Here is a 23,297-nt window from a genome sequence, read left to right as displayed (position 1 = left end):
ATCAACCCTGTTTGACGGGTGTGGGAGACGCAGCCGGTGCCGCCTGACCGCTGTCACGCAGGGCCTTGGTGACCTCCGGGGGCATGTATTTCTCGTCATGCTTGGCCAGCACTTCATCGGCCACCACCACCCCCTGTGCATTGAGTTTGCCCAGCGCCACGATGCCCTGCCCTTCACGAAACAGATCGGGAAGAATGCCCCGATAGGTGATGGTCACCGACTTGTTTAAATCGGTGACCACGAAACGCACGTCCAGTGAATCAGCCGAACGCTGCAATGAACCCTTTTCGACCATGCCGCCAGCCCGAATCCGCGTGTCCAGTGGTGCCTCGCCATTGGCGATCTGACTGGGGGTGTAGAACAGGTTGATGTTTTCCTGCAAGGCGCTGAGGGCCAGGGTCACGGCCAGACCGACACCGGCCAGCAGCGCCACAATGATCAACAGACGCTTTTTGCGCAGCGGGTTCACGGGCGATTCTCCCGCTTCAGGCGACGCGCCTGCTGTTTCATAAATCGCTGCCGTGCCCATAGCGGCAGCGCCACGTTGATCAGCAGCACTACAAGGCACAGGCCGTAGGCCGACCAGACAAACACTCCGTGGCGGCCCATGGCAAGAAAATCGCTGAACGATGCAAAACTCAAAGCGTGTTCTCCGACTGCGCTGTCGTGTGACCCAGGCAGCGCAGAATCTCGGCCTTGACCCACTGCGTGCGCGCCTCGCGACGCAGCACTTCAAGGCGCATGCGCATCATCAGCAACACACCGAACAAGCAGTAGAAACCCAGCGTGGTGAACAGCAGCGGCAGCCACATTTCAACCGGCATGGCGGGTTTCTCGGTGAGGCTGAACGTCGAACCCTGGTGCAGGGTGTTCCACCACTCGACCGAATACTTGATGATCGGAATGTTCACCACACCGACGATGGCCAGCACCGCGCAGGCCTTGGCGGCGCTGTCGCGGTTGCTGATGGCATTGCCCAGCGCGATCAGGCCGAAATACAAGAACAGCAGAATCAGCATCGAGGTCAGTCGCGCGTCCCAGACCCACCATGCCCCCCAAGTGGGCTTGCCCCAGATCGCACCGGTCACCAGCGCCAGCGCGGTCATCCACGCGCCGATGGGTGCAGCGCATTGCAGTGCGACATCGGCCAGCTTGATTCTCCAGACCAGCCCGACCAACCCGCACACGGCCAGCATGACGTAGCAGGATTGAGCGAGCATCGCGGCAGGTACGTGAATATAAATGATCCGGAAACTGTTGCCCTGCTGGTAGTCCGGCGGTGCGAACGCCAAGCCCCAGACCATGCCGATGACCAGCAACAGCACGGCGGCAACACTCAGCCAGGGCAGCAGGCGTGCGCTGACGCGGTAAAACCCTTTCGGTGAGCCGAGGGTGTGCAGCCAGGCCCAACGGATGCTGCTTTTCATGGCGTTGCTTTTCATCAGGGTGCATCCAGGGTATTGACCGGCATCGAAGTCTCGATCCCGGAACCTCAATTATTCGCCGATGCTGATTTTCAGGCCAGCGGCTATCGCAAAGGGTGTCAGGGTGATAGCCAGCGCCGCCAGGCTGCCCAGCCACAGCAGATAGCCGGTCGCCGGCATGCCCTGCAGCGCGGCCTGCAAAGCACCGCTGCCCAGAATCAGTACCGGGATGTACAGCGGCAGAATCAACAATGCCAGCAGCAGGCCGCCGCGCTTCAAACCCACGGTCAACGCCGCACCCAGTGCCCCCAGCAGGCTGAGCACCGGAGTGCCCAGCAGCAGCGAAACCATCAACACCGGCAGGCACTGCACCGGCAGCCCGAGCATCAAGGCCAGCAAGGGTGACAACAGTACCAGTGCCAGCCCGGAAAAAACCCAGTGTGCCAGCACTTTGATCAACACCAGAAGGGCCAGCGGGTGCGGCGAAAGGACCCACTGCTCCAGCGAGCCATCCTCGAAATCACTACGCAACAGCCCGTCCAGCGACAGCAGCACGGCCAGCAGTGCCGCCACCCAGACCAGCCCTGGCGACAAGGTTTGCAACAATTGCGCCTGCGGTCCCAGCGCCAGCGGGAACAGGGCAACCACGATCGCAAAGAACACCAGCGGGTTCGCCAGCTCTGCCGGACGCCTCGCCAGCAGCCGCACCTCACGGAGCATCAGCAGAACAAACACGTTGCTCATGCTGACCACTGCCCCAGGTCGAGGTCCTGATAGCCCGCAGGCAGACGGCTCAGACTGTGGTGGGTGGTCATGACAATCATGCCGCCTTGCTCACAGTGCCCGGCGAGGTGTTTTTCCAGTTGCTCGATGCCTTGGCGGTCGAGCGCGGTAAACGGCTCGTCGAGCAACCAGAGTCGCGGGCCCGGCAGATACAGACGTGCCAGCGCAACGCGACGCTGCTGCCCGGCCGACAAGGTGTGGCAGGGCACGTCCTCGAAACCTGCCAGACCGACCGCATCGATCGCGGCGGCGATGGCATCGGCACCGGCCGGCTGGTGAAGTGCACTGAGCCAGGACAGGTTTTCCAGCGGCGTCAGCACATCCTTGAGCGCCGGCGCATGACCGATCCACAACAGCTTGCTGCCCGGTGCAGCAAGCTGCTGGCCCATTGGTTGCGCGTCGAGCAGTACCTGCCCGGCCGTTGGTTGCATCAACCCGCAGAGCAGGCGCAACAGGCTGGTCTTGCCGCAGCCGTTGGGACCGCTGATCTGCAGCATGTCGCCCGCGTGCAGTTGAATATCGAGGTTTTCGAACAGCATCCGCCCGTCCCGCTCACACGCCAGAGCCGTCGCTTGCAAAAATGGGGTGGCTGGGATCATGGGGCGTTTCCAGTGCTTTGCGTCGCGAAATGTGCCAAAACAGACACATACGGAGTAAAACGCGGTTCAAGTCGGGATTGATACGGCCGTTACATGAAGAGAAGTTAATGGCGGCTGGTCCGGTTTCGGCCGGTATTATACATGCGAGTCCTGTTATCAAAGGGGCAATTTCCTTGGGTCGATAGTTCAATGACAGGCGACATCACCAGCGTTCCGGCAACAAACGCCACCATGACATTGCTGCGCGCCGGCATCTCCCCGGCGCAAGTGCTGACCATGCTGCAATCGGCGGAAAATCTGATCCCCGAAGGCGAAACCGCCAACGCCGAAGTGCTGACCCTCAAGCAGGTCAATCAGAACTTCCAGTTACTGCTGAGGCTGGTGCTTGCCAACGGCAGCCTGACCAATTTGCCGGTCACCAGCAGCGTCCCGTTCACGCCCGGCAGCCTGCTGCAAGTGGCGCAGGCGTCGGCCAACGAGCTGACCTTGACGCTGCAGCAGCTCAACAGCGCGCTGAAAAACTCGATGACCAGCATCGATACCCGACAATTACCGGTCGGCACGCTGCTGCAGGGCAAAGTCATGACCAGTCAGGAGATTACTCAGGCAGTCAATCAACCGGCCGCCCAGAACCCGACTGCTGCGACGCCTGCCTATCGCTCCATCGTGATGCTGCTCAACACGGCGCTGGCGGGTTCCAGCCTGACCATCGAGAGCCCGCAGCCGCTGACGGTGGGCAGTCTCTTGAGCGCTCAGGTACAAGGCAATCAGGCACTCAACTTCGTTGCCCTGCCCGGTCGTTTCGACCAACTGGCAGTGGCGCAGCAACTGTCCGCACAGCAAAATCGCCAAGGCTCGCTGGACACCCTGATCAACGCCCTGCAAAACCTGCAGTCCGGCAGCCCGACCAGTAACAGCTCGGCCATCAGCGCCCCATTGCAGGCCAGTATCAACCAGTTGCTCGCCGACCTGCCTGATGTCGAGCAGATGACCACCCCCAAAGGCGTGGCCCAGGCACTCAACGCCAGCGGCGTGTTTCTGGAAGCCAGACTGCTGGCCGGCTTGAACCCGGCGCAAATGCCGGACATGAAGGCCAACCTGATGCGCCTGATCGCCCAGATCCTTCCCGGCCTGCCGGACAACATGTCTTACGGCGCAGCGGCGGCTTCCAATACCCTCGCGCGCACGATGCCCAATGCCATTCGCAATGCGCTGGGCACCCTCGGCCTGGTCGCGGCACGCACTCAGCCAAGCATTTTTCCGTTGCCGTCGCGCACTGTCAGCGGTGGTGAGAAGGAGGATGATCTGGAAATCCTCCTCAAGCTCGCTGCGGCTGCCGTCTCACGCCTGCAAAGCCATCAACTGGGCGGGCTGGAACAGACGCGGACCAACGCCGACGGCACCCAGGTGACCACCTGGCAGCTGGAAGTGCCAATGCGCAACGCCCACGACATCGTGCCCCTGCAGGTCAAGGTGCAGCGCGAAGACACACCTGATCAGGAAGCGGCCGAAGACCGTGATGATGTCGAGATCAAGGACTCCCGGGAAAAGCTCTGGAAAGTCGATCTGGCGTTCGACCTCGAGCCTTTGGGGCCCTTGCAGGTGCATGCGCAGTTACTGCGCGGCACGCTGTCCAGCCAGCTATGGGCCGAGCGCCCCGACAGCGCGGCATTGATCGAACATGAACTGGGGTATTTGCGCGAACGGTTGATAGCCTGTGGCCTGGCGGTGGGCGAACTGGCCTGCAGTCACGGCGCCCCGCCAAGCGGTCCGCGTACCGCACTCGAACAACGCTGGATCGACGAGAACGCCTGATGACCCTGCCCGATCACACTCCGCGCCAGGCTATCGCCCTCAGCTATGACGGCCAGCACGCACCGACACTCAGCGCCAAGGGCGACGACCAGTTGGCCGAGGCCATTCTGGCCATTGCCCGCGAGTACGAAGTGCCGATCTACGAGAACGCCGAACTGGTCAAGCTGTTGGCACGCATGGAGCTGGGCGACAGTATTCCCGAGCCGCTGTACCGCACGATTGCCGAAATCATCGCGTTCGCCTGGCACCTGAAAGGCAAATTTCCGGCGGGTCAGGATCCGGACGCGCCACCTGTCGAGCGCGATATCACACCGCGCTACTGACAGCAGAAACGCTGGCCGGTATCACATCGCAATCGGCTTGCGCCCTGCAAACGAGTGCGCCAGGGTGCCGCCGTCGACCAGGTCCAGCTCGCCACCCAATGGAACGCCGTGGGCGATGCGTGACGCGACCAGGCCCTTGTCGTGGAGCAACTGGGCGATGTAATGCGCCGTCGCTTCGCCTTCCACCGTCGGATTGGTCGCGAGAATCACCTCGGTGAAAGTGCCCTGCTGGCTGATGCGCTCCATCAACTGCGGAATGCCGATGGCCTCCGGCCCCAGACCGTCGAGTGGCGACAGATGGCCCTTGAGCACGAAGTAACGACCGCGGTAGCCGGTCTGCTCCACCGCATAGACATCCGTCGGGCCTTCGACCACGCACAGCAGTGTGTCGTCACGGCGCGGATCCGCGCATTGCGGGCAGAGCTCCTCTTCGGTCAGCGTGCGGCACGAGCGGCAGTGACCTACGCCGTCCATCGCCTGCCCCAGTGCCTGCGCCAGCCGCGAACCGCCGCTGCGGTCACGCTCCAGCAACTGCAACGCCATGCGCTGAGCGGTTTTCTGACCGACACCCGGCAGCACGCGGAAGGCATCGATCAACTGGCGAATCAGAGGGCTGAAGCTCATGGAGAAAAATCCGACAAAAACACAAGACGCGGTTTATACCCGCGCGTTGCCGTGAGCGTCAATTAAGGTGTTCAACCCAGCGACCAACAGCGTGCCGGTGCTTTGCCGAATCAGGCTTTCAGGGCTGTCTCGAGAAACTCGGTCAACGCCTGTACCCGTGCACTGCGATGCTTGCGCACGGGCACCAGCAGGTTGATCGGCGCACTGGCCAGCTGCCAATCGGCAAGCACCCTCACCAGCCTGCCACTGGCAATGGCATCGCTGACATCCCACTGCGAGCGCAACACGATGCCCAGCCCCTGCTCGGCCCAGCGCCGAGCCACCGAGCCGTCGTTGCTGAGCAGCGCGGGCTCGATGCGCAGAGTCTTTTTCGTCTGACCCTTGCTCAGATGCCAGAGGGTGACGTCTTCGTCGTTTTCGCGGATGCAGATGCAGCGATGGCCGGCCAACTGGTCGGGCGTCGAGGGCGCACCATGCTGCTCGATATACGCCGGGCTGGCGCACAGCCAGCGATGATTCTGCGCCAGAGGCCTGGCGATCCACAGGCTGTCATTGAGGCTGCCGATGTGGATCACCGCATCGCTGTCGTGACGGTCCGGCCAGGGCGTTTCGCGCAGGTCCAGGTGCAGACACAACTGCGGGTGCAGCCTGGAGAAGCGCGCCAGCAGCGGCGCAATGCGCTGGCGTCCATAACCGAATGGCGCTGCCAGGCGCAGCGTGCCCACCAGCCGCTCATCACGCTGCTTGAAGGACTCCGGGAGCGCCTCCAACTGCTCCAGCAACTGTGCGCTTTCGCGTGCGAAACGCTCGCCATCGGCCGTCAGACTCAGGCGTCTGGCATCGCGGTTGGCCAGGGTGATGCCCAGTTGCGTCTCCAGTTTGCGCAAGCGCATCGACAGCGCGGGCGGCGAGACATTGAGGATTCTGGCGGCAGCACTGAGCGATTCGCAGCGCGACAGGGTCACGGCCAGACGCAGGTCTTCGATAGCGATCATTCACTTCAGCTTAAGGATTGATGATCACGCATTGAACCACAGCTTCATCATCGCTGCGTAGAGTGACGGTCGTACCCAGTCACACGAGCGCTTTCCATGTCAGCCTCCCTGTCCTCTCTCGATACGCCCGTCGCGCTGCTCGATGTGTCGCGCATGCAGCACAATATCCAGCGCATGCAACAACGCATGAACGAACTGGGCGTGCGCTTGCGTCCGCACGTCAAGACCAGCAAATGCCTGCCGGTCATCCAGGCGCAGATTGCAGCAGGCGCCAGCGGCGTCACGGTGTCGACGCTGAAAGAGGCCGAGCATTGCTTTGCCGAGGGCATCGACGATGTGTTCTATGCCGTCGCCATTGCACCCGGCAAGCTGGAGCAGGCACTCAGACTGCGGCGCAAGGGATGCCGCCTGAGTATCCTCACCGACAGCGTGGCGGCTGCCCGGGCGATTGTGGTCTTCGGCCAGGCACATGACGAACGTTTCGACGTCTGGATTGAAATCGACTGCGACGGCCATCGCTCCGGCCTGACTGTCGACGATCCCTCGCTCATCGAGGTCGCGAGAACGCTGGTCGACGGCGGCATGCAACTGCGCGGGGTAATGACTCATGCCGGGTCCAGTTATGACCTCGACACACCCGCAGCACTGCAAGCCCTCGCCGAACAGGAACGCAGGCTCTGCGTCAGCGCCGCCGAGCGGATTCGTCAGGCAGGACTGCCCTGTGCGGATGTCAGCATCGGTTCGACCCCGACGGCACTGTCGGCGCAGAGCCTGCACGGCGTGACCGAAGTTCGCGCCGGGGTGTATGTGTTCTTCGATCTGGTGATGCACAACATCGGCGTATGCCGGGCGGATGAACTGGCCCTGAGCGTGTTGACCACGGTCATCGGCCATCAGCAGGACAAGGGCTGGATCATCGTTGACGCAGGCTGGATGGCCATGAGCCGCGACCGTGGCACCCAGCGCCAGCGCGAGGATTTCGGCTACGGCCAGGTGTGCAGTGAAACCGGCGAGTGGATCGACGGTGCACGGGTTACCGGTGCCAATCAGGAGCACGGCATCATCACGCTTGCTGCGGGCAGCGAGGCCGACATCAGCGAGCGTTTTCCCATCGGCAGCCGACTGCGCATTCTGCCCAACCACGCCTGTGCCACCGGCGCGCAATTCCCGGACTACCACGCCTGCGACAGCGAAGGCGCAATCCAAACCTGGAGTCGCCTGCATGGCTGGTGAGATGAAACCGATCAGTACGCCCCTGGCTGCAGCACCCGGCGGGCATTATTCTCAGGCGATGCTGCATCAAGGCACGCTGCATGTCTCCGGACAACTGCCGGTGCGCGCTGATGGCAGTCACAGCGTCGGCGAGCCGTTCGAGGTCCAGGCTGCCGTCGCGCTGGACAATCTGCTGGCCATTCTTGAAGCAGCGGGATGCAGCACGCATGACCTGCTGAAAGTGACCATCTACATCGCCGGCGTCCAGCACTGGCCAGCCTTCGACCGCATCTACGCTGGCTATCTGGGCGAGCATCGCCCTGCGCGTGCGGTGGTGCCGGTCCCGGAATTGCACCACGGCTACCTGATCGAGATCGAAGCCCTGGCGCGTTGCAGCCAATGAACATGACCGGGAGCCCCTCATGACCCCACAAAAAAGCGATGTCCTGATTATCGGCGGCGGCTTCATGGGCGCGTCCTCCGCATTTTTTCTGCGTCAACACGGCCGCTCGGTCACCCTGCTGGAGCGTGACCAGATCGGCCAATACGCCAGCGGCGTGAATTTCGGCAACGTGCGTCGTCAGGGACGGTTTCTCGGCCAACTGGAACTGTCCAATCGCTCCTGGGCATTGTGGAAGCGCCTGCCGGAGCTGATCGGCGAAGACCTGGAATTCATTCCCAGCGGGCATATGCGCGTTTGCTATCGCGAAGATGAAATCGCCGAACTGGAGGCCTATGCCGCCGCCCCGGAAGCCCGCGAGCTGGACTTGCAGATCCTTTCCGGCAAGGCACTGCACGACCGTTTTCCGTTTCTCGGTGCACAAGTCAAAGGCGGTTCCTATGCGCCTCATGACGGGCACGCCAACCCACGCCTGGCAGCCCCCGCATTCGCCCGCGCGGCGATTCGTGCGGGTGCAAGAATCGAAGAACGCACTGAGGTGACCGAGGTACAGAAGGTCGGCGGAGAGTTTCAGGTCACCACCGCCGATGGCCAGCTATTCGCCGCCGAACAGTTGCTCATCACTGCCGGTGCCTGGGGCGCCAGGCTCGCCGAACAGTTCGGCGAGTCTGTCCCTCTTGAGCCCAACGGACCGCAGATGTCGGTGACAGAACCGGTGCCGTACGCGCTGCCGACGGTGATCGGAGTGTTTACCAAGATCAAGGAAGAAGTGATCTATTTCCGGCAGATCCCACGCGGCAACATCATCATCGGAGGCGGCAATCGCAATAAACCGGACATGCTCAACCGCCGCGCCTACTTCAAGCCGGAGAGCCTGATCAACCAGATGAGACAGATGAAACGCCTGTTACCGGGCGCAGAAAAGCTGAACATCATCCGCGTCTGGAGCGGCATCGAGAGTTACACGCCGGACTCGTTGCCGATCATGGGCCGCAGCGGCAAAGTCGACGGCCTGTTCTACGCATTTGGCTTCTGCGGCCACGGCTTTCAGCTGGGCCCCGGCGTCGGTGACGTCATGGCCGAGCTGATCAGCACCGGCAGCACGCGCACGCTGATCAGCCCGTTCGACATTCGCCGCTTCACCGACCCGACGGCCATCGAAATGCCGTTCACGTCCAGCCTGATGAGCGCCGGAAAGTTGATATGAGCCAAATCGCCCAACCACCCCATCGCAACGGAGGCGCCATGCCTGCAACCTCAAACGCTCAATACCGCTATCGCCCGGTGACTGCGGCGGATATCCCGGCAGCCCATGCACTTTCAGTGAACCTCAAGTGGCCACACCGCGAACAGGACTGGGCGATGGTGCAACGTACTTCCGAGGGTTTTGTCGCCGAGCATGATGGCCAGCTGGTAGGCGTGGCGTTTACCTGCCATCAAGGCGACTGGTCCTCGATCGGGCTGGTGATCGTCCGCGATGATCATCAGGGCAAAGGCATCGGCCGCTGTCTGATGAAGCTGTGTCTCGACGCGACGGCGCCGCGCACGCCAATCCTCAACGCCACGGAACTGGGCGCGCCGCTTTATCAGAGCCTGGGTTTCGTCGACTTCGCACGCATCCAGCAGCACCAGGGCATTGCTGACCTGTCAGGTCTGGCGACACCGAAAGACGACTTGCCGATTCGTACGCTGGGCGTGACCGACCATGCAGAACTGATCCGGCTGGCCAACGCGGGCAGCGGCCTGGATCGTACTGCCGTGTTGACTGATCTGTTGCACGACGCAGAACAGGCGGTCGGGATTGAACACTCAGGCCAGTTGCAAGGCATCGCCCTGCTGCGCCGCTTCGGGCGCGGTCATATCATCGGCCCGGTGGTTGCCGGTGATGCAGATCAGGCACAACGATTGATTGAACACCTGCTGCAACAGATACCCGGCATGTTCGTGCGCTTCGACATTCTGGCCGACTGCGGGTTGGCACCGTGGCTCGAAAGCCTGGGTCTGCCGTGTGTCGACAGGGCACCGCGCATGGTGCTCGGGACGCCACCTGCCTCGAACCCGGATGTGCAGCAATTCGCACTGGTGACTCAGGCAATCGGCTGAAAACAGTACGGATAAACCGCCGAAACAGGTCCGCCATGTTAGCGGGTTGCATACAGCAGATTATTCTTTGCAACCCGGCAGATCGGCGCTTTTTATCCAGACTGCTTTGTTAGCTTATGGGTATAGAACGGCCTGGCAGCAAAGGGCCTGGCCTTGACCATTATTGCTCCAGGGAGCCCGCTGGATGACCTCAAAGTCCTTGAACAGCCATCACGTTGATCCGGACACCGCGCTGAAACTCTATATCGATGGTCGTTGGTCCGCCCCGCTCGACCCGGTCAGTATTGCGGTGATCAACCCTGCGACCGAAGAAGTCGTGGCGCATGTCGCCAGTGGCTCGGCCGCCGATGTCGACCGTGCGGTCGCGGCAGCGCGGGCAGCCTTTGCGGGCTGGTCTGGCACCTCGCCACAGGCCCGGGCACAGGTCATCGGCCGGATCCATGCGCTCATTCTCGAGCGCAAGGAACAACTGGCGCAGGCGATCTCGCTGGAGATGGGCGCATCCATCAGTTCGGCGCGGGCCATGCAGGTGCCGCTGGCCGCAGAACACGTGCGTGTCGCACGTGACCTGCTGGCGACCTATCACTTTCACACCGTCGAAGGCGGCACCGCGATCGAACGCGAGCCCATCGGTGTGTGCGGGCTGATCACGCCGTGGAACTGGCCGCTGTATCAAATCACCGCCAAAGTCGCCCCGGCTATCGCGGCTGGCTGTACCGTGGTGCTCAAGCCCAGCGAACTGTCGCCCTTGAGCGCGCTGCTGTTCGCGCAACTGGTGCATGACGCCGGTCTGCCGCCGGGAGTGTTCAATCTGGTCAATGGCAGTGGCCCCGAAGTCGGCGGCGCGATGGCGGCCCACCCTGATATCGACATGATCTCGATCACCGGTTCCAACCGGGCAGGCGCATTGGTGGCGCAGGCCGCCGCACCGACGGTTAAACGAGTGACTCAGGAACTGGGCGGCAAATCGCCGAATATCCTCCTGCCCGACGCCGACTTCGCCAAAGCCGTGCCGCCCGGCGTGATGGCCGCGTTCCGCAATGTGGGTCAGTCATGCAGCGCGCCAACACGAATGATCGTGCCCAGGAACCGACTGGCGGAAGTCGAAGCGCTGGCTGCCGAAACGGCCGCGGCAATCGTTGTGGGTGATCCGCAGCTGGAGGAGACGGTATTGGGCCCTATCGCCAACGAGGCACAGTTTCATCGTGTCCAGGCGATGATCGAGGCCGGACTGAGCGAAGGCGCGAAGCTGATCTGCGGCGGGCCGGGACGAGTGCAGGGCCATGAGCAAGGCTTCTATACCCGGCCAACTGTGTTTTCCGAGGTGGACTCGTCCATGCGTATCGCCCGGGAAGAGATTTTCGGCCCGGTGCTGTGCCTGATTGGCTACGACACGGTCGAGGAAGCCATCGCAATTGCCAACGATACGGTCTATGGCCTGGGCGCGCATGTCCAGGGGCAGGACCTTGACCTGGCGCGCTCGGTCGCTTCGCGCATTCGTGCCGGGCAAGTACATTTGAACTACCCCGCCTGGAACCCGATGGCTCCGTTTGGCGGCTACAAGCGTTCGGGCAACGGTCGCGAGTACGGCGTGCAGGGGTTCGAAGAGTATCTGGAGATCAAGGCTATTGTGGGGTTTGGTTGAGTGGGGGTTGTGCTACGCGCTAATTCTTAGCTGATCGTGAGGATCGTTCCAACGCTCCGCGTGGGAATGCATTTCGTGACGCTCCGCGTCATACAGCGGTTCTGCGACATGATTATCGTGCCGACGCTCTGCGTCGGCACGCAGTTCGTAACGCTCCGCGTCACACAGCAGTTTTGCGATATCAGGTGGATTGGGGCTCGACTCAGGTCACCTTTTCGCCCCTCGGCGACCTACTTTGATGGGGCCAAAGTAGGCAAAGCCCCAAGCTCCGTTTCCGGCCCGACTTCGTCGGGTTCCTTCGCCCTGTCACTGATCCGGGGGTCGCCGCAACGGGCCATCCATGGCCCGGTGCGGCTAGCCTGGCGTCCTGCCAGGCTACCCCCGGATCAGCGCCAGGACTCAGCCGTCACTTACGTCGCACTCTGCGTCGTCAGTGCCATCGTGGTTGAAAAGCGTTTTAGAAGCATAGCTGAGAGGCTGATGACTATCGTTCCTCACGCTCCGCGTGGGAATGCAGTTCGTGACGCTCTGCGTCACACAGCGGCTTTGCGATTTCAGGTTGATTGAGGTTCGACTCAAGTCACCTTTTCGCCCCTCGGCGACCTACTTTGATGGGGCCAAAGTAGGCAAAGCCCCAAGCTCCGTTTCCGGCCCGACTTCGTCGGGTTCCTTCGCCCTGTCACTGATCCGGGGGTCGCCGCAACGGGCCATCCATGGCCCGATGCGGCTAGCCTGGCGTCCTGCCAGGCTACCCCCGGATCAGCGCCAGGACTCAGCCGTCACTTACGTCGCACTCTGCGTCGTCAGTGCCATCGCGGTTGAAAAGCACTTTAGAGCACTAACTACGCACAACCAGCAGCACGGATGTGACGCAGAGCGTCACGAAAGACATGCCAACGCGGAGCATTGGCACGATAGCAGAGGTGTTTTTATAGTAAGAAATCACTTCCTCGCCGCTTTGGCCACGTCCAGCCTGCGCAGGTGGCAGGTGACTTCTTCGCGGTCGTGGTAGAGCTGTTTGCAGCCAATGGCCACCCGTACCCCGCGCGCCTGAAAGCCCTCTTCGATGCGGTCGAGCAGTCGGCGTACTTCAGCGTAGCGCTGTTTCATCGGCAACTTGAGGTTGACCACCGCTTCGCGGCACAGGCCTTCGCCCAGCCAGGTTTCCAGCAGCGCCGCATTGCGTGCAGGCTTTTCGACGATGTCGCAGACCATCCAGTCCACGGGCTGTCGAGGCTTGTAGGTAAAGCCGTCCGCCATCAAATGCTGCACCAGCCCGGTGTCCATCAGGCTTTCCGCCATCGGCCCGTTATCGATGGCGGTCACCAGCATGCCGCGGCGCACCAGTTGATACGTCCAGCCGCCCGGTGCGGCCCCCAGGTCCACGCCGGTCATGTCCCCGGAAAGGCGCTCGTCCCACTGGTCTCTGGGAATGAAGTGGTGCCACGCCTCTTCAAGCTTCAAGGTCGAACGGCTTGGTGCCTCGCGGGGAAACTTGAGGCGCGGAATGCCCATGGGCCACATGGCGGAGTTGTCCGCGTCGGCCAGACCGAGAAACACCTCGCGACCACTCTTGAAGGTCAGCAGCAGACGCGGCTTGCGCGGGTCATCCACCAGTCTGCCTGCCTGAGTCAGGGCCTTGCGCAGCGGCGCCTCGAACTTCTTGCAGAAATTCGACAGTTCCTTGCCGTCGTTGGTATCCACGACCTCCAGCCACAGACTGCCGCAGGTCGGGAACGCCGCCAGCTGCGCCAGAATCACGCTGATGCGATCGGTTTCCGGCAACTCGAGAAACAGCCCCCGTGCCCACTGCCGGGGAAAGATCAGCTTGTCGAAGCGCTGACCGTTCATCAACCGTTCGGCACCCTCCGCCTCGGTGCAAATGAATTCGGCGCAGGCCGTGTCGGGACGGGCCTTGGCATACCCGGCCACGTCCAGGCGCGCGGCGTGATCGGCTATTTCCGAGCAGACTTCGCCCTCAAAACCGGGTCGGCAGTGCATAAACAGTGTATTCATGGGTTACTCCTGGGCAGTGGGCACTCGGGCGTAACCCCGCAGACTTGAAAGCCGCGCATGATAGCCCAATCCAGGAACCACTGGTGCGGCCGAACAGTCCACAGAACTTGAAGCCTGATGCGGCGCTCCCGACCTGATGCACATGGAGCCCGTGAACCGATGTTCGGAGAACATTCCTCAAAGGAGACATTCATGCCCTCCCTCGATAGCCTGAAAAGCCTGAAAACCCTCGAAATCGATAACAAGACCTACCACTACTTCAGCCTGCCGGAAGCCGCACGATCACTGGGCGATCTGGACAAGCTGCCCATGTCACTCAAGGTGCTGCTGGAAAACCTGCTGCGCTGGGAAGACAACAAGACGGTAACCGGCAACGACCTCAAGGCCCTTGCCGACTGGTTGACCGAGCGTCGTTCGGACCGGGAAATCCAGTACCGCCCTGCCCGCGTCCTGATGCAGGACTTCACCGGCGTACCGGCGGTGGTCGATCTGGCTGCCATGCGCGCGGCCGTGGCCAAGGCCGGCGGCGATCCGCAGCGGATCAATCCCCTTTCCCCAGTGGACCTGGTGATCGACCACTCGGTGATGGTCGACAAGTTTGGCAACGCCGAAGCCTTCGGCGAGAACGTCGATATCGAGATGCAGCGCAACGGTGAGCGCTACGCGTTCCTGCGCTGGGGCCAGAGCGCTTTCGATAACTTCAGCGTGGTGCCGCCCGGCACAGGCATTTGCCATCAGGTGAACCTCGAATACCTGGGTCGCACAGTATGGACCAAGGAAGAGGACGGCCGCACCTACGCGTTCCCCGACACTCTGGTCGGTACCGACTCGCATACCACGATGATCAATGGCCTGGGCGTACTGGGCTGGGGCGTGGGCGGTATCGAAGCCGAAGCGGCGATGCTCGGCCAGCCGGTGTCGATGCTGATCCCGGAAGTGATCGGTTTCCGGCTGACCGGCAAATTGAAGGAAGGCATCACCGCCACCGATCTGGTGCTCACCGTTACCCAGATGCTGCGCAAGAAAGGCGTGGTCGGCAAGTTTGTCGAGTTCTACGGTGACGGCCTGGCCGATCTGCCGCTGGCCGACCGCGCCACCATTGCCAACATGGCACCCGAATATGGCGCGACCTGTGGTTTCTTCCCGGTCGATGACGTAACGCTGGACTACCTGCGTCTGTCGGGCCGCCCCGACGAAACCGTCAAGCTGGTCGAGGCCTATTGCAAGGCTCAGGGTCTATGGCGTCTGGCAGGCCAGGAACCGGTGTTCACCGACAGCCTGGAACTGGACATGAGCACGGTCGAAGCCAGCCTTGCTGGCCCCAAGCGCCCTCAGGATCGTGTAGCACTGCCGAATGTGTCCAAGGCCTTCAGCGATTTTCTCGGTCTGCAGGTCAAACCTGCCAAGGTCGATGAAGGTCGCCTGGAGAGCGAAGGCGGCGGCGGTGTCGCGGTGGGCAACGAGGCCCAGGTCAGTGGCGAAACCCAGTATGAATACGACGGCCAGACCTATCACCTGAAGGACGGCGCCGTGGTGATCGCGGCGATCACGTCCTGCACCAACACCTCCAACCCCAGCGTCATGATGGCAGCCGGGCTGGTCGCGAAAAAAGCCGTCGAGAAAGGCCTGAAACGCAAGCCGTGGGTGAAAAGCTCGTTGGCACCCGGTTCCAAAGTGGTGACCGATTATTACAACGCAGCAGGTCTGACCCAATACCTTGATGCCCTGGGCTTCGATCTGGTCGGTTACGGCTGCACCACCTGCATCGGCAACTCCGGTCCGCTGCTGGAGCCTATCGAGAAAGCCATTCAGCAGTCCGACCTGACCGTCGCGTCGGTGCTGTCGGGCAACCGTAACTTCGAGGGCCGCGTCCATCCACTGGTCAAGACCAACTGGCTGGCATCGCCGCCCCTGGTGGTTGCCTATGCACTGGCAGGCTCGGTACGCATCGACATCAGCAGCGAACCGCTGGGCGAAGGCTCGGACGGCAAGCCGGTTTACCTGCGCGATATCTGGCCGAGTCAGCAGGAAATCGCCGACGCCGTGGCCAGCGTCAACACCGGCATGTTCCACAAGGAATACGCCGAAGTCTTTGCCGGTGACGAGCAATGGCAAGCGATCGAGGTGCCGCAGGCGGCCACCTACGTCTGGCAGGATGATTCCACCTACATTCAGCACCCGCCATTCTTCGACGGCATCGACGGTCCGCTGCCGGTTATCGAAGACGTGGAAAACGCGCGCATTCTGGCCCTGCTGGGCGACTCGGTAACCACCGACCATATCTCCCCTGCCGGTAATATCAAGGCCGACAGCCCTGCCGGGCGCTACCTTCAGGAGAAAGGCGTCAAGTATCAGGACTTCAACTCTTACGGTTCGCGCCGTGGCAACCATGAAGTGATGATGCGCGGGACCTTTGCCAATATCCGCATCCGCAACGAAATGCTCGGCGGCGAAGAAGGTGGCAACACGGTGCATGTGCCCTCCGGCGAGAAGCTGGCGATCTACGACGCGGCCATGCGTTATCAGACAGAGGGGACGCCACTGGTAATCATTGCCGGTCTGGAATACGGCACGGGTTCAAGCCGTGACTGGGCTGCCAAAGGTACCAACCTGCTGGGTGTCAAAGCGGTCATCGCCGAAAGCTTCGAACGGATTCACCGCTCGAACCTGGTGGGCATGGGCGTGCTGCCATTGCAGTTCAAGAACGGCCAGACGCGCAAGACCCTTGGCCTGACCGGCAAGGAGACGCTGAAGATCACCGGGCTGACCAACGCAGACGTGCAGCCGGGCATGAGCCTGACCCTGCATATCGAACGCGAAGACGGCAGCAAGGAAACCGTCGACGTGCTGTGCCGCATCGATACGCTTAATGAAGTGGAATACTTCAAGTCGGGCGGCATTCTGCATTACGTGCTGCGCCAGCTGATCGCGTCCTGATACCCCCTGAATGCGGCCTGCACCCTGTTTCAGGGTCAGGCCCTTGCATGAAAATTTCTATAATCTCGCCCCTGCCCTGCTGAACGCCGGATAGAATTCCCCGCTCTCAAGGCAGGACTTACTCATGACCACAAGGCACTGGCTGACTTTCTGCCTCCTGAGCAGCGGCTACGCGCTGGCGTTGTTTCACGGCAACCTTGACCCTTCGGCGGCGTTGAGCTTTGGCGCATTGTTCATTGCCTGGTTTTGCGTGGCCCGATCCTCTTACTCCTCCATTCGCCTGTGTGGCCACGGATTGTTCATCGTGACCGGTCTGGCGCTGGCCTTTCACCTGGCGCCCGGCTTCAATAACGCCAACGTCATCGAAGCGACGCGATTCAGTGCCGATGCCGCGATGTTTTCCATGGACCTGAATCTGGACAAGCCGCTGATCGGCTTCTGGCTGATACTGGCCTGCCCCTGGATTCTGCCGAAAGTCGACGTCGCCCATTCACTGCAGACCGGTATTCTTGCGCTGATTGTGACGTCGGCGTTCTGCATGACCGCTGCAGTCATGTTAAACGTCGTCGGCTGGACACCAAAATGGCCTGCCCAGGGCCTGATATGGCTACTCAACAATCTGTTGCTGGTGACCCTGACCGAAGAGCTGTTTTTCCGCGCTTATCTGCAAGGCGGCCTGCTGCGCCTGTTCAAGGGCTCGAGGTATGCGACGGCATTATCGATCACCCTCGCTGCCGGCCTGTTCGGACTTGCGCACGCAGGTGCAGGTCCGCAGTGGGTGGCATTGGCGAGCATGGCTGGCGTGGGGTACGGCATCGCATTTCGTTTCGGCGGGCTGCAGGCCGCTGTCATCAGTCACCTGGGCCTGAACCTCGTGCATTTCGGGCTGTTCACCTACCCCATGCTGGCCCGACAGGGCTGACTCTCCGGTCACTTGTCGCACGCCGCTCAATTTATCGACGTGCCCGCCGATAACCACGCCATAGTCTTCCGGATCGAAGGATCGAAATCCCATGCGCAACAACCAGCCCGTCACTCAACATGAGCGTACGTTTCCTGCCGAACAACGACTGATTTCCACCACCGATACCCGAGGCACCATCACCTACTGCAACGATGCCTTCGTCGACATCAGTGGTTACAGCGAGGCTGAATTGCTGGGCGCGGCGCACAACACCGTGCGTCATCCGGACGTACCACCTGCAGTCTTCGAGCACATGTGGACCACGCTCAAGTCCGGGCAGCCGTGGATGGGCATCGTCAAGAACCGCTGCAAGAACGGCGATCATTACTGGGTCAATGCCTATGTGACGCCGGTGCTGGAAAACCGCCAGGTGGTGGGTTTCGAGTCGGTACGTATCAAGCCGACCGCCGAACAGATCCGCCGTGCCGAGGCGCTTTACGGCCGGCTTAACAAGGGCAAGAGCGCGGTACCAAGCCGCGACAAATGGCTGCCGGTACTTCAGGACTGGCTGCCGTTCATTCTGGTCAGCCAACTGAGTTTCCTGATCGGCGTGTGGCTCAATTCACACTGGGGTTTTGCCCTGGCTGCGGCATTGTCGGTACCACTGGGCCTGCTGGGGCTTTCCTGGCAGCAACGTGGCACCAAACGCTTGTTGCGCCTGGCCGAACAGACCACTTCCGATCCGTTGATCGCGCAGATGTATACCGACAGCCGTGGCCCGCAAGCGCGCCTGGAAATGTCGATCCTCAGTCAGGAAGCGCGCATGAAAACCTGCCTGACGCGTTTGCAGGACACAGCCGAACACCTGAACAGTCAGGCCCGCCAATCCAACTCGCTGGCCAATGCCAGCTCGACCGGGCTGGAACGTCAGCGTGTGGAAACCGAGCAAGTTGCCGCCGCCATCAACCAGATGGCCGCTACTACTCAGGAAGTCGCCAGCCACGTTAACCGCGCCGCTGATGCCACCCAACAGGCCAACGAACTGACGCGCCGCGGTCGCGATATCGCCGGTGAAACCCGCGAAGCCATTCAGCGCCTGTCTACTTCGGTGGGCGAAACCGGCCTGACCGTGACCCGCCTGGCCAAGGACAGCGATGAAATCGGCGGCGTGGTCGATGTGATCAAAGGCATTGCCGACCAGACCAACCTGCTGGCCCTCAACGCTGCGATCGAAGCGGCACGCGCCGGTGAGATGGGTCGCGGCTTTGCCGTCGTGGCAGATGAAGTGCGCCAATTGGCACAACGCACCGCAGAGTCCACCGGGCAGATTCATGGCCTGATCGCCAAACTGCAGCAGACTGCCACCGACGCGGTACAGACCATGGACACCGGTCGCCGTCAGGCCGAAGAAGGCGTTGCACGGGTACTGGAGGCAGATCAGGCGCTGGTGGGAATCAGCGAGGCCGTGGCCAATATCACCGACATGACCACGCAGATCGCCACCGCCACGGAAGAGCAAAGCGCCGTGGCCGAAGAAATCAACCGCAATATCGCCACCATCGCCACCCTGGCAGACCAGACCGCTGACGAAGCACGTCGCTCGGCGGTATTGAGTGGTGAACTGACCGACACGGCCAACTCACAGTATTCGCTGGTAGAACGGTTTAATCGCTGAGACTGTTTGCCAAGCCTCGACAAACTTCGTTTGGTCGGGGCTTTTTTATGACCGCTCATAGTGTGCACTGTTAGCTTTCTATTTAAATCTGACAGAACTTGAGAAGCACTCTGAAGACTGCGTAGGATATTTCTTTAACGATTTAAATGACAGCAGCACGACACCTCTGACCATTGACAGCGAGCGCACACTCCGATCAGTTGAAACCCAGGTGATGCGGTAGTTATTTATTACCCCGGCAAACATCGATTATCACCCGAGTGAAACTTTAGCTCTGCGACCGGCGCAGCACTGTTTGCACCCACCATCTTCCGTTCGATCAGTTTTGGCGAAGTCCTTAAACGAATGCTCTCCGGTTACACCGGCATGCGAGCCGGCGACTGCGTCCAGACCTTCTGCAATAACAGAGAAGGCCCGGTTCATGCGGTAGAACCTGAAAACCTTGTTACCGCCCCCTGCGATCATTTTCAGCAAAGCCTTCCTGCTTGGCCTGGACAGCCAACACGTTACCATCAACTGTCAAGTCATCGACCGTGCGGGCAACCTGTCACTGCTCTCGCACTCCGTGACACTGTCAATGCAGCTCTAAGCACAGCACCTGCATTTCTGCCCACAACCTTGACGGCTTCGCACACTGACGCGTGCGGGACCCTAATGATAAAGTTGAGTGAATATTCCTACGCTGGAGTAGGAATTCAGCCAAAACGTAATTTTTCACTTTTTATAAGACTTATCTGTAGTTAATGTCCTACAGGTATTTCATGCATAAGAAACCCCGAAAAAACACCCACAACAAGCCACACCCTTTATTTACAGTATCTCCGATACTAACAAGCGATAATTTACTACGCACATGATACCAAATGTAACTGCACAACCTCACACAACCTCTGCCTGGCTTTTACATCTGCAGACACTTGACCTGAACACTTATGTGCCTTGTAATATTTCCGTTGCCGACCACAGCCGGCACGCATATAACAACTCAACTTAATGTCAATAAAAGAGTTTACGATGGATAAAGAACAATCCATGGATGTAGCGGCGCGCACCCAAAAAGAAAAAAATAATCCCGACAGCGCGAGCACTGTTCAAGAAGCACCACCCAACGAGAGCCTCTACCGACACGCGAGCCCCCTCCATCTTCCATCCGATATTTCCGACACGCTGAAAGCACCTGTGCTGCCTGACATCGATCCTGATTCCATCAGTCACGAACAGGCACATGCGGGCATTACCATTCATATCCCGGGGTCAGTCAAAATGTGCTGGGGTGACGAAATCCGTTTCTATTGGGGGAAAAACCTGTCATCGACAACGCTTTTTCATCGGGTAGGCGAAAACAGCGTGGTACGTGTGCTGTGTATTTCCTACACTTTCACGCCCTATATTCAGTACGGTCTGGTTGATCTGTATTACGAGCTTTATCGTGATCATCGACTGATCGGCACATCACCAGCACTGCGGGTGAACATCGACTATGCGATGCCTGTCACCTCCCGACAGAGACAACGCAAACGCAGGTTTACCGATCAATAACTGAAAAGCCCCCGGTGATCACTCACCGGGGGCTCTGGTGTCGCTCAGGCACTGGCCTTAAGAATCAGAATGCCAGGCGTAGCCCTACATTCGCTCCCCAGGGTTGCTCGATATGCCGACCTTTCATGTAATCGAAGTCTGCGTGCAGTTTCAGACGCTCGGACAGCGACACCGATACCCCGGCTCCCAGTTCGCCGCGCGAACCGAACAGGCTGTTATCGAATTTCACATCGTTGGCTTTCACCTCGTTGCGGCGCGAAAACTCCTGTGCAATAGCGACACGTACATAAGGCTGCAATACTCCGCCATCCTTGAGCGCAACACTGAGGCCCAGCGAGGTCCCCACCTTGCCCAATACCGATTGAGTCTGGTCGTTCTTCGCCTTCATGCCGTTGTCCAGGCGCAGTTCCTGTCCCTGAACGACGACACTGGACAACTGAGCGAACGGTTCGAGAAAGTAATCGTCCGCCAGTTTTATGTGGCGGCCGAACTCTACCCATCCCCCTACCCCGTTGTTGGTGTAGTCACCCTTGGCCTTGCTTGCATCGCTCATGGCAACATCTGCCTTGTTGCGAAAGCGGTTGAGTTTGAGCACGCCGTCAACGTAGTAGCCTTCGTCCAACAGCCAGGTGGCATAGGCGCCTGCATAGTAGCTGTCGACTTTACCCGTAGTGCCACGGCTCAAATCGATACCGGACGTGCTGTACCCTCCCAGCACACCCACTACCAGTTGGCCGTTGCTGACCTCGACGGGCGCATCGGCACCCAGCGACAGGCCACTTTGTTTCTGCCGGTAGTCAACACCGTCACTGGTCGTGGCATTCAGCCTGTTGCCATAGGCACGCATCCAGCCGCCCGCCCTGCCGCTTGCACGAACCTCTCCCATGCGCGAACGCAAGGTAGAGAGCTCACTCATCCAGATGGCAGGTGCCGCACTGTAAAGGGCAAGCGCGCTCTGGGTCGAAGGGCTTATGACCTTGTGTTTACCGACGATGAACCAGTCATTGCCCTGCTGCTCCAGCAAATACGAATAGGCGCCCAGGTCGACCCGTCCGCCCAGCAGGCTGAATTGCGCGTCGCCACCTTCGGTATGCACCACCTTGAGCGGTGCCATGTCGGCAGACACAATCTCCTCCCCCGTGTTGCGCACCCGCAAGCCGAACTGCCCACTGGCCTGACCGTTGACGTCAATGAGGTCTCCGAAGCCGTTGTCCAGATCCACGCGCAAGCCGAACGTGCCAGCCCCTGACAACTCATTCAGCGAAAGGGTATGAAACCCTTCGCCAGCAAACGAGACCCTGCCACCCTGCAGGGAAAGCGACCTGACGGCATTGTCGCCCTGCATCTGCCAGTGACTGCCCGAGGTAATCGCCAGACGGTTGCCATTGACGATGTCGCCGTTCAATTGCGCGCCGTTTTGCAGCGTGATGTTCAGGGTGCTGGTGTCATCGGCGACAAGGTTGCCATTGAGGGTGCTGTGGTCGACGTTGAAGTTGGCGGTGCTCTGGTTCAGAACCTCAAGAAGCATGCCATTGCCGGAAAACAGGAGGGTGTCGTTCTTGATCTCAATATCCGCAAGGTGGCTTATACCCTCACGCCCTTCCACCCTTATGGCGGCTCCTGTCAGCCCTTCGACGGTAGAGTTGTCGATGCTCAGTTGACCGTGATTGAACTGCGTTCCATCACCCACTGTGAGGCCTGGATGAGTGAACCATACCCCGTGAGACAAGCCTTTTATGTAGCTCCGGGAAGTGATATCAGCGCGAGCGCCAAAAATGCCAACGCCCCAGCCAGTGTGTCTACCAACTTCACCCTGCAGCGAGCTGACCTGTGTATTGCTGATCAGGGCCGAGGCGTCCTCGACAACGGTAATGCCGCCCCCTTTTCCCTCAACGACACTGTGTTCAAGTGTCACGTTCGAGTTGCCCTGCACGATGAGCGCTACCGTGCGATCGCTGAGGATGGTGGAGTCCTTAACTAAAGCTCGAGCGTCACGGTCAGACAACATTCCATCCTTGACCAGGGTATTACCAGTTAACTCGGTCCTTCCGCCGTAGGAATAAATATGTTTGATCGCAGCCCCGTCGGAATGGAGGTATCCAGTACCGTATACAGAGTAACTATCAAATGCGCTGGCCGCATCCACATACTCTGTCCGGTCTCTGACAATCTCCCTAAGCGGAGAGTCGGCCATCACGTGAGTCGACGCGAGGTACGCAATAGCGCCCAGCCCTGCCCTGTAAAGCCCACACTTCCCAATAAAACACTCAGCCACAATAAGAAACTCTCAACATTCATAGGAG

The 23,297-nt window shown here is 60.4% G+C and carries 20 protein-coding genes; 11 read left to right on the top strand and 9 right to left on the bottom strand.

Annotated features, from left to right (window positions below):
* Position 1: 1 nt before the first annotated feature.
* The 5 genes from ccmE to ccmA are packed head-to-tail and all read right to left on the bottom strand — an operon-like array spanning position 2 to position 2,806.
* Positions 2–469 (bottom strand): cytochrome c maturation protein CcmE, encoded by a 468-nt coding sequence (ccmE, locus tag JOE33_RS22750; protein WP_187625427.1) that lies wholly within the window; start codon positions 467–469, stop codon positions 2–4.
* A complete protein-coding gene (ccmD, locus tag JOE33_RS22745) occupies positions 466–642 on the bottom strand; it encodes a heme exporter protein CcmD (RefSeq protein ID WP_010436173.1) in 177 nt (58 codons plus the stop codon). Before ccmD ends, ccmE begins: the two co-directional genes overlap by 4 nt.
* Entirely contained in the window at positions 639–1,442 is an 804-nt protein-coding gene (locus JOE33_RS22740) for a heme ABC transporter permease (RefSeq protein WP_187625428.1), read from the bottom strand. Before JOE33_RS22740 ends, ccmD begins: the two co-directional genes overlap by 4 nt.
* Positions 1,443–1,496: 54 nt before the next feature.
* Complete coding sequence (ccmB, locus tag JOE33_RS22735) at positions 1,497–2,168, bottom strand: heme exporter protein CcmB (RefSeq protein WP_024649320.1); 672 nt, start codon at positions 2,166–2,168, stop codon at positions 1,497–1,499.
* Complete coding sequence (ccmA, locus tag JOE33_RS22730; RefSeq protein WP_187625429.1) at positions 2,165–2,806, bottom strand: cytochrome c biogenesis heme-transporting ATPase CcmA; 642 nt, start codon at positions 2,804–2,806, stop codon at positions 2,165–2,167. The genes ccmB and ccmA overlap by 4 nt, the downstream gene beginning before the upstream one ends.
* Positions 2,807–2,995: 189 nt before the next feature.
* Between ccmA and JOE33_RS22725 the strand changes: the two genes are divergently transcribed.
* A complete protein-coding gene (locus JOE33_RS22725) occupies positions 2,996–4,621 on the top strand; it encodes a flagellar hook-length control protein FliK (RefSeq protein WP_187625430.1) in 1,626 nt (541 codons plus the stop codon).
* On the top strand, positions 4,621–4,944 hold the full coding sequence (locus JOE33_RS22720; RefSeq protein WP_010436185.1) for an EscU/YscU/HrcU family type III secretion system export apparatus switch protein: 324 nt from the start codon (positions 4,621–4,623) through the stop codon (positions 4,942–4,944). Before JOE33_RS22725 ends, JOE33_RS22720 begins: the two co-directional genes overlap by 1 nt.
* Before the next feature lie 21 nt (positions 4,945–4,965).
* Here JOE33_RS22720 and recR read toward each other — a convergent pair whose 3' ends face one another.
* Both recR and JOE33_RS22710 read right to left on the bottom strand, forming a co-directional pair.
* A complete protein-coding gene (recR, locus tag JOE33_RS22715; protein ID WP_004408165.1) occupies positions 4,966–5,568 on the bottom strand; it encodes a recombination mediator RecR in 603 nt (200 codons plus the stop codon).
* Positions 5,569–5,678: 110 nt separating this feature from the next.
* Positions 5,679–6,563: a LysR family transcriptional regulator gene (locus tag JOE33_RS22710; RefSeq protein WP_010436192.1), complete on the bottom strand. Its 885-nt coding sequence runs from the start codon at positions 6,561–6,563 to the stop codon at positions 5,679–5,681.
* A gap of 96 nt (positions 6,564–6,659) precedes the next feature.
* Between JOE33_RS22710 and JOE33_RS22705 the strand changes: the two genes are divergently transcribed.
* From JOE33_RS22705 to JOE33_RS22685, 5 genes are all read left to right on the top strand, one after another.
* On the top strand, positions 6,660–7,796 hold the full coding sequence (locus tag JOE33_RS22705; RefSeq protein ID WP_010436195.1) for a DSD1 family PLP-dependent enzyme: 1,137 nt from the start codon (positions 6,660–6,662) through the stop codon (positions 7,794–7,796).
* On the top strand, positions 7,786–8,178 hold the full coding sequence (locus tag JOE33_RS22700; protein WP_010436198.1) for a RidA family protein: 393 nt from the start codon (positions 7,786–7,788) through the stop codon (positions 8,176–8,178). The genes JOE33_RS22705 and JOE33_RS22700 overlap by 11 nt, the downstream gene beginning before the upstream one ends.
* Before the next feature lie 19 nt (positions 8,179–8,197).
* Positions 8,198–9,382 (top strand): FAD-binding oxidoreductase, encoded by a 1,185-nt coding sequence (locus JOE33_RS22695; protein WP_187625431.1) that lies wholly within the window; start codon positions 8,198–8,200, stop codon positions 9,380–9,382.
* Between the two features lie 38 nt (positions 9,383–9,420).
* Entirely contained in the window at positions 9,421–10,278 is an 858-nt protein-coding gene (locus JOE33_RS22690) for a GNAT family N-acetyltransferase (protein WP_096130571.1), read from the top strand.
* A 184-nt stretch (positions 10,279–10,462) separates the two neighbouring features.
* Positions 10,463–11,923 carry an aldehyde dehydrogenase family protein gene (locus tag JOE33_RS22685; protein ID WP_010436205.1) on the top strand — a complete coding sequence of 487 codons (1,461 nt, stop codon included), beginning with the start codon at positions 10,463–10,465 and terminating at the stop codon, positions 11,921–11,923.
* Positions 11,924–12,865: 942 nt separating this feature from the next.
* On the opposite strand, the gene rlmM is transcribed toward JOE33_RS22685, so the two are convergent.
* On the bottom strand, positions 12,866–13,939 hold the full coding sequence (gene rlmM, locus JOE33_RS22680) for a 23S rRNA (cytidine(2498)-2'-O)-methyltransferase RlmM (protein WP_010426861.1): 1,074 nt from the start codon (positions 13,937–13,939) through the stop codon (positions 12,866–12,868).
* A gap of 192 nt (positions 13,940–14,131) precedes the next feature.
* Here rlmM and acnA point away from each other — a divergent pair, with 192 nt between their 5' ends.
* The 4 genes from acnA to JOE33_RS22660 all read left to right on the top strand — a co-directional run bounded on the left by acnA (position 14,132) and on the right by JOE33_RS22660 (position 20,994).
* Positions 14,132–16,876: an aconitate hydratase AcnA gene (gene acnA / locus JOE33_RS22675; protein ID WP_010426862.1), complete on the top strand. Its 2,745-nt coding sequence runs from the start codon at positions 14,132–14,134 to the stop codon at positions 16,874–16,876.
* Between the two features lie 124 nt (positions 16,877–17,000).
* Positions 17,001–17,798, top strand: a complete 798-nt coding sequence (locus JOE33_RS22670; protein WP_032611856.1) for a CPBP family intramembrane glutamic endopeptidase — start codon at positions 17,001–17,003, stop codon at positions 17,796–17,798.
* 91 nt (positions 17,799–17,889) lie between these two features.
* On the top strand, positions 17,890–19,455 hold the full coding sequence (locus JOE33_RS22665; protein WP_010426864.1) for a PAS domain-containing methyl-accepting chemotaxis protein: 1,566 nt from the start codon (positions 17,890–17,892) through the stop codon (positions 19,453–19,455).
* Between the two features lie 1,014 nt (positions 19,456–20,469).
* Positions 20,470–20,994 carry a hypothetical protein gene (locus JOE33_RS22660; RefSeq protein ID WP_187625822.1) on the top strand — a complete coding sequence of 175 codons (525 nt, stop codon included), beginning with the start codon at positions 20,470–20,472 and terminating at the stop codon, positions 20,992–20,994.
* A gap of 64 nt (positions 20,995–21,058) precedes the next feature.
* On the opposite strand, the gene JOE33_RS22655 is transcribed toward JOE33_RS22660, so the two are convergent.
* The gene (locus tag JOE33_RS22655) at positions 21,059–23,188 is read right to left on the bottom strand and encodes an autotransporter outer membrane beta-barrel domain-containing protein (protein WP_240009402.1); all 2,130 of its coding nucleotides are present in this window, start codon (positions 23,186–23,188) and stop codon (positions 21,059–21,061) included.
* Positions 23,189–23,297: the final 109 nt, after the last annotated feature.

The organism is Pseudomonas sp. PvP027 (genome assembly GCF_017833005.1).
GTDB lineage: Bacteria > Pseudomonadota > Gammaproteobacteria > Pseudomonadales > Pseudomonadaceae > Aquipseudomonas > Aquipseudomonas congelans.
The sequence above is the reverse complement of the archived record's forward strand: the minus strand, read 5'-3'. Positions and strand labels throughout refer to the sequence as shown.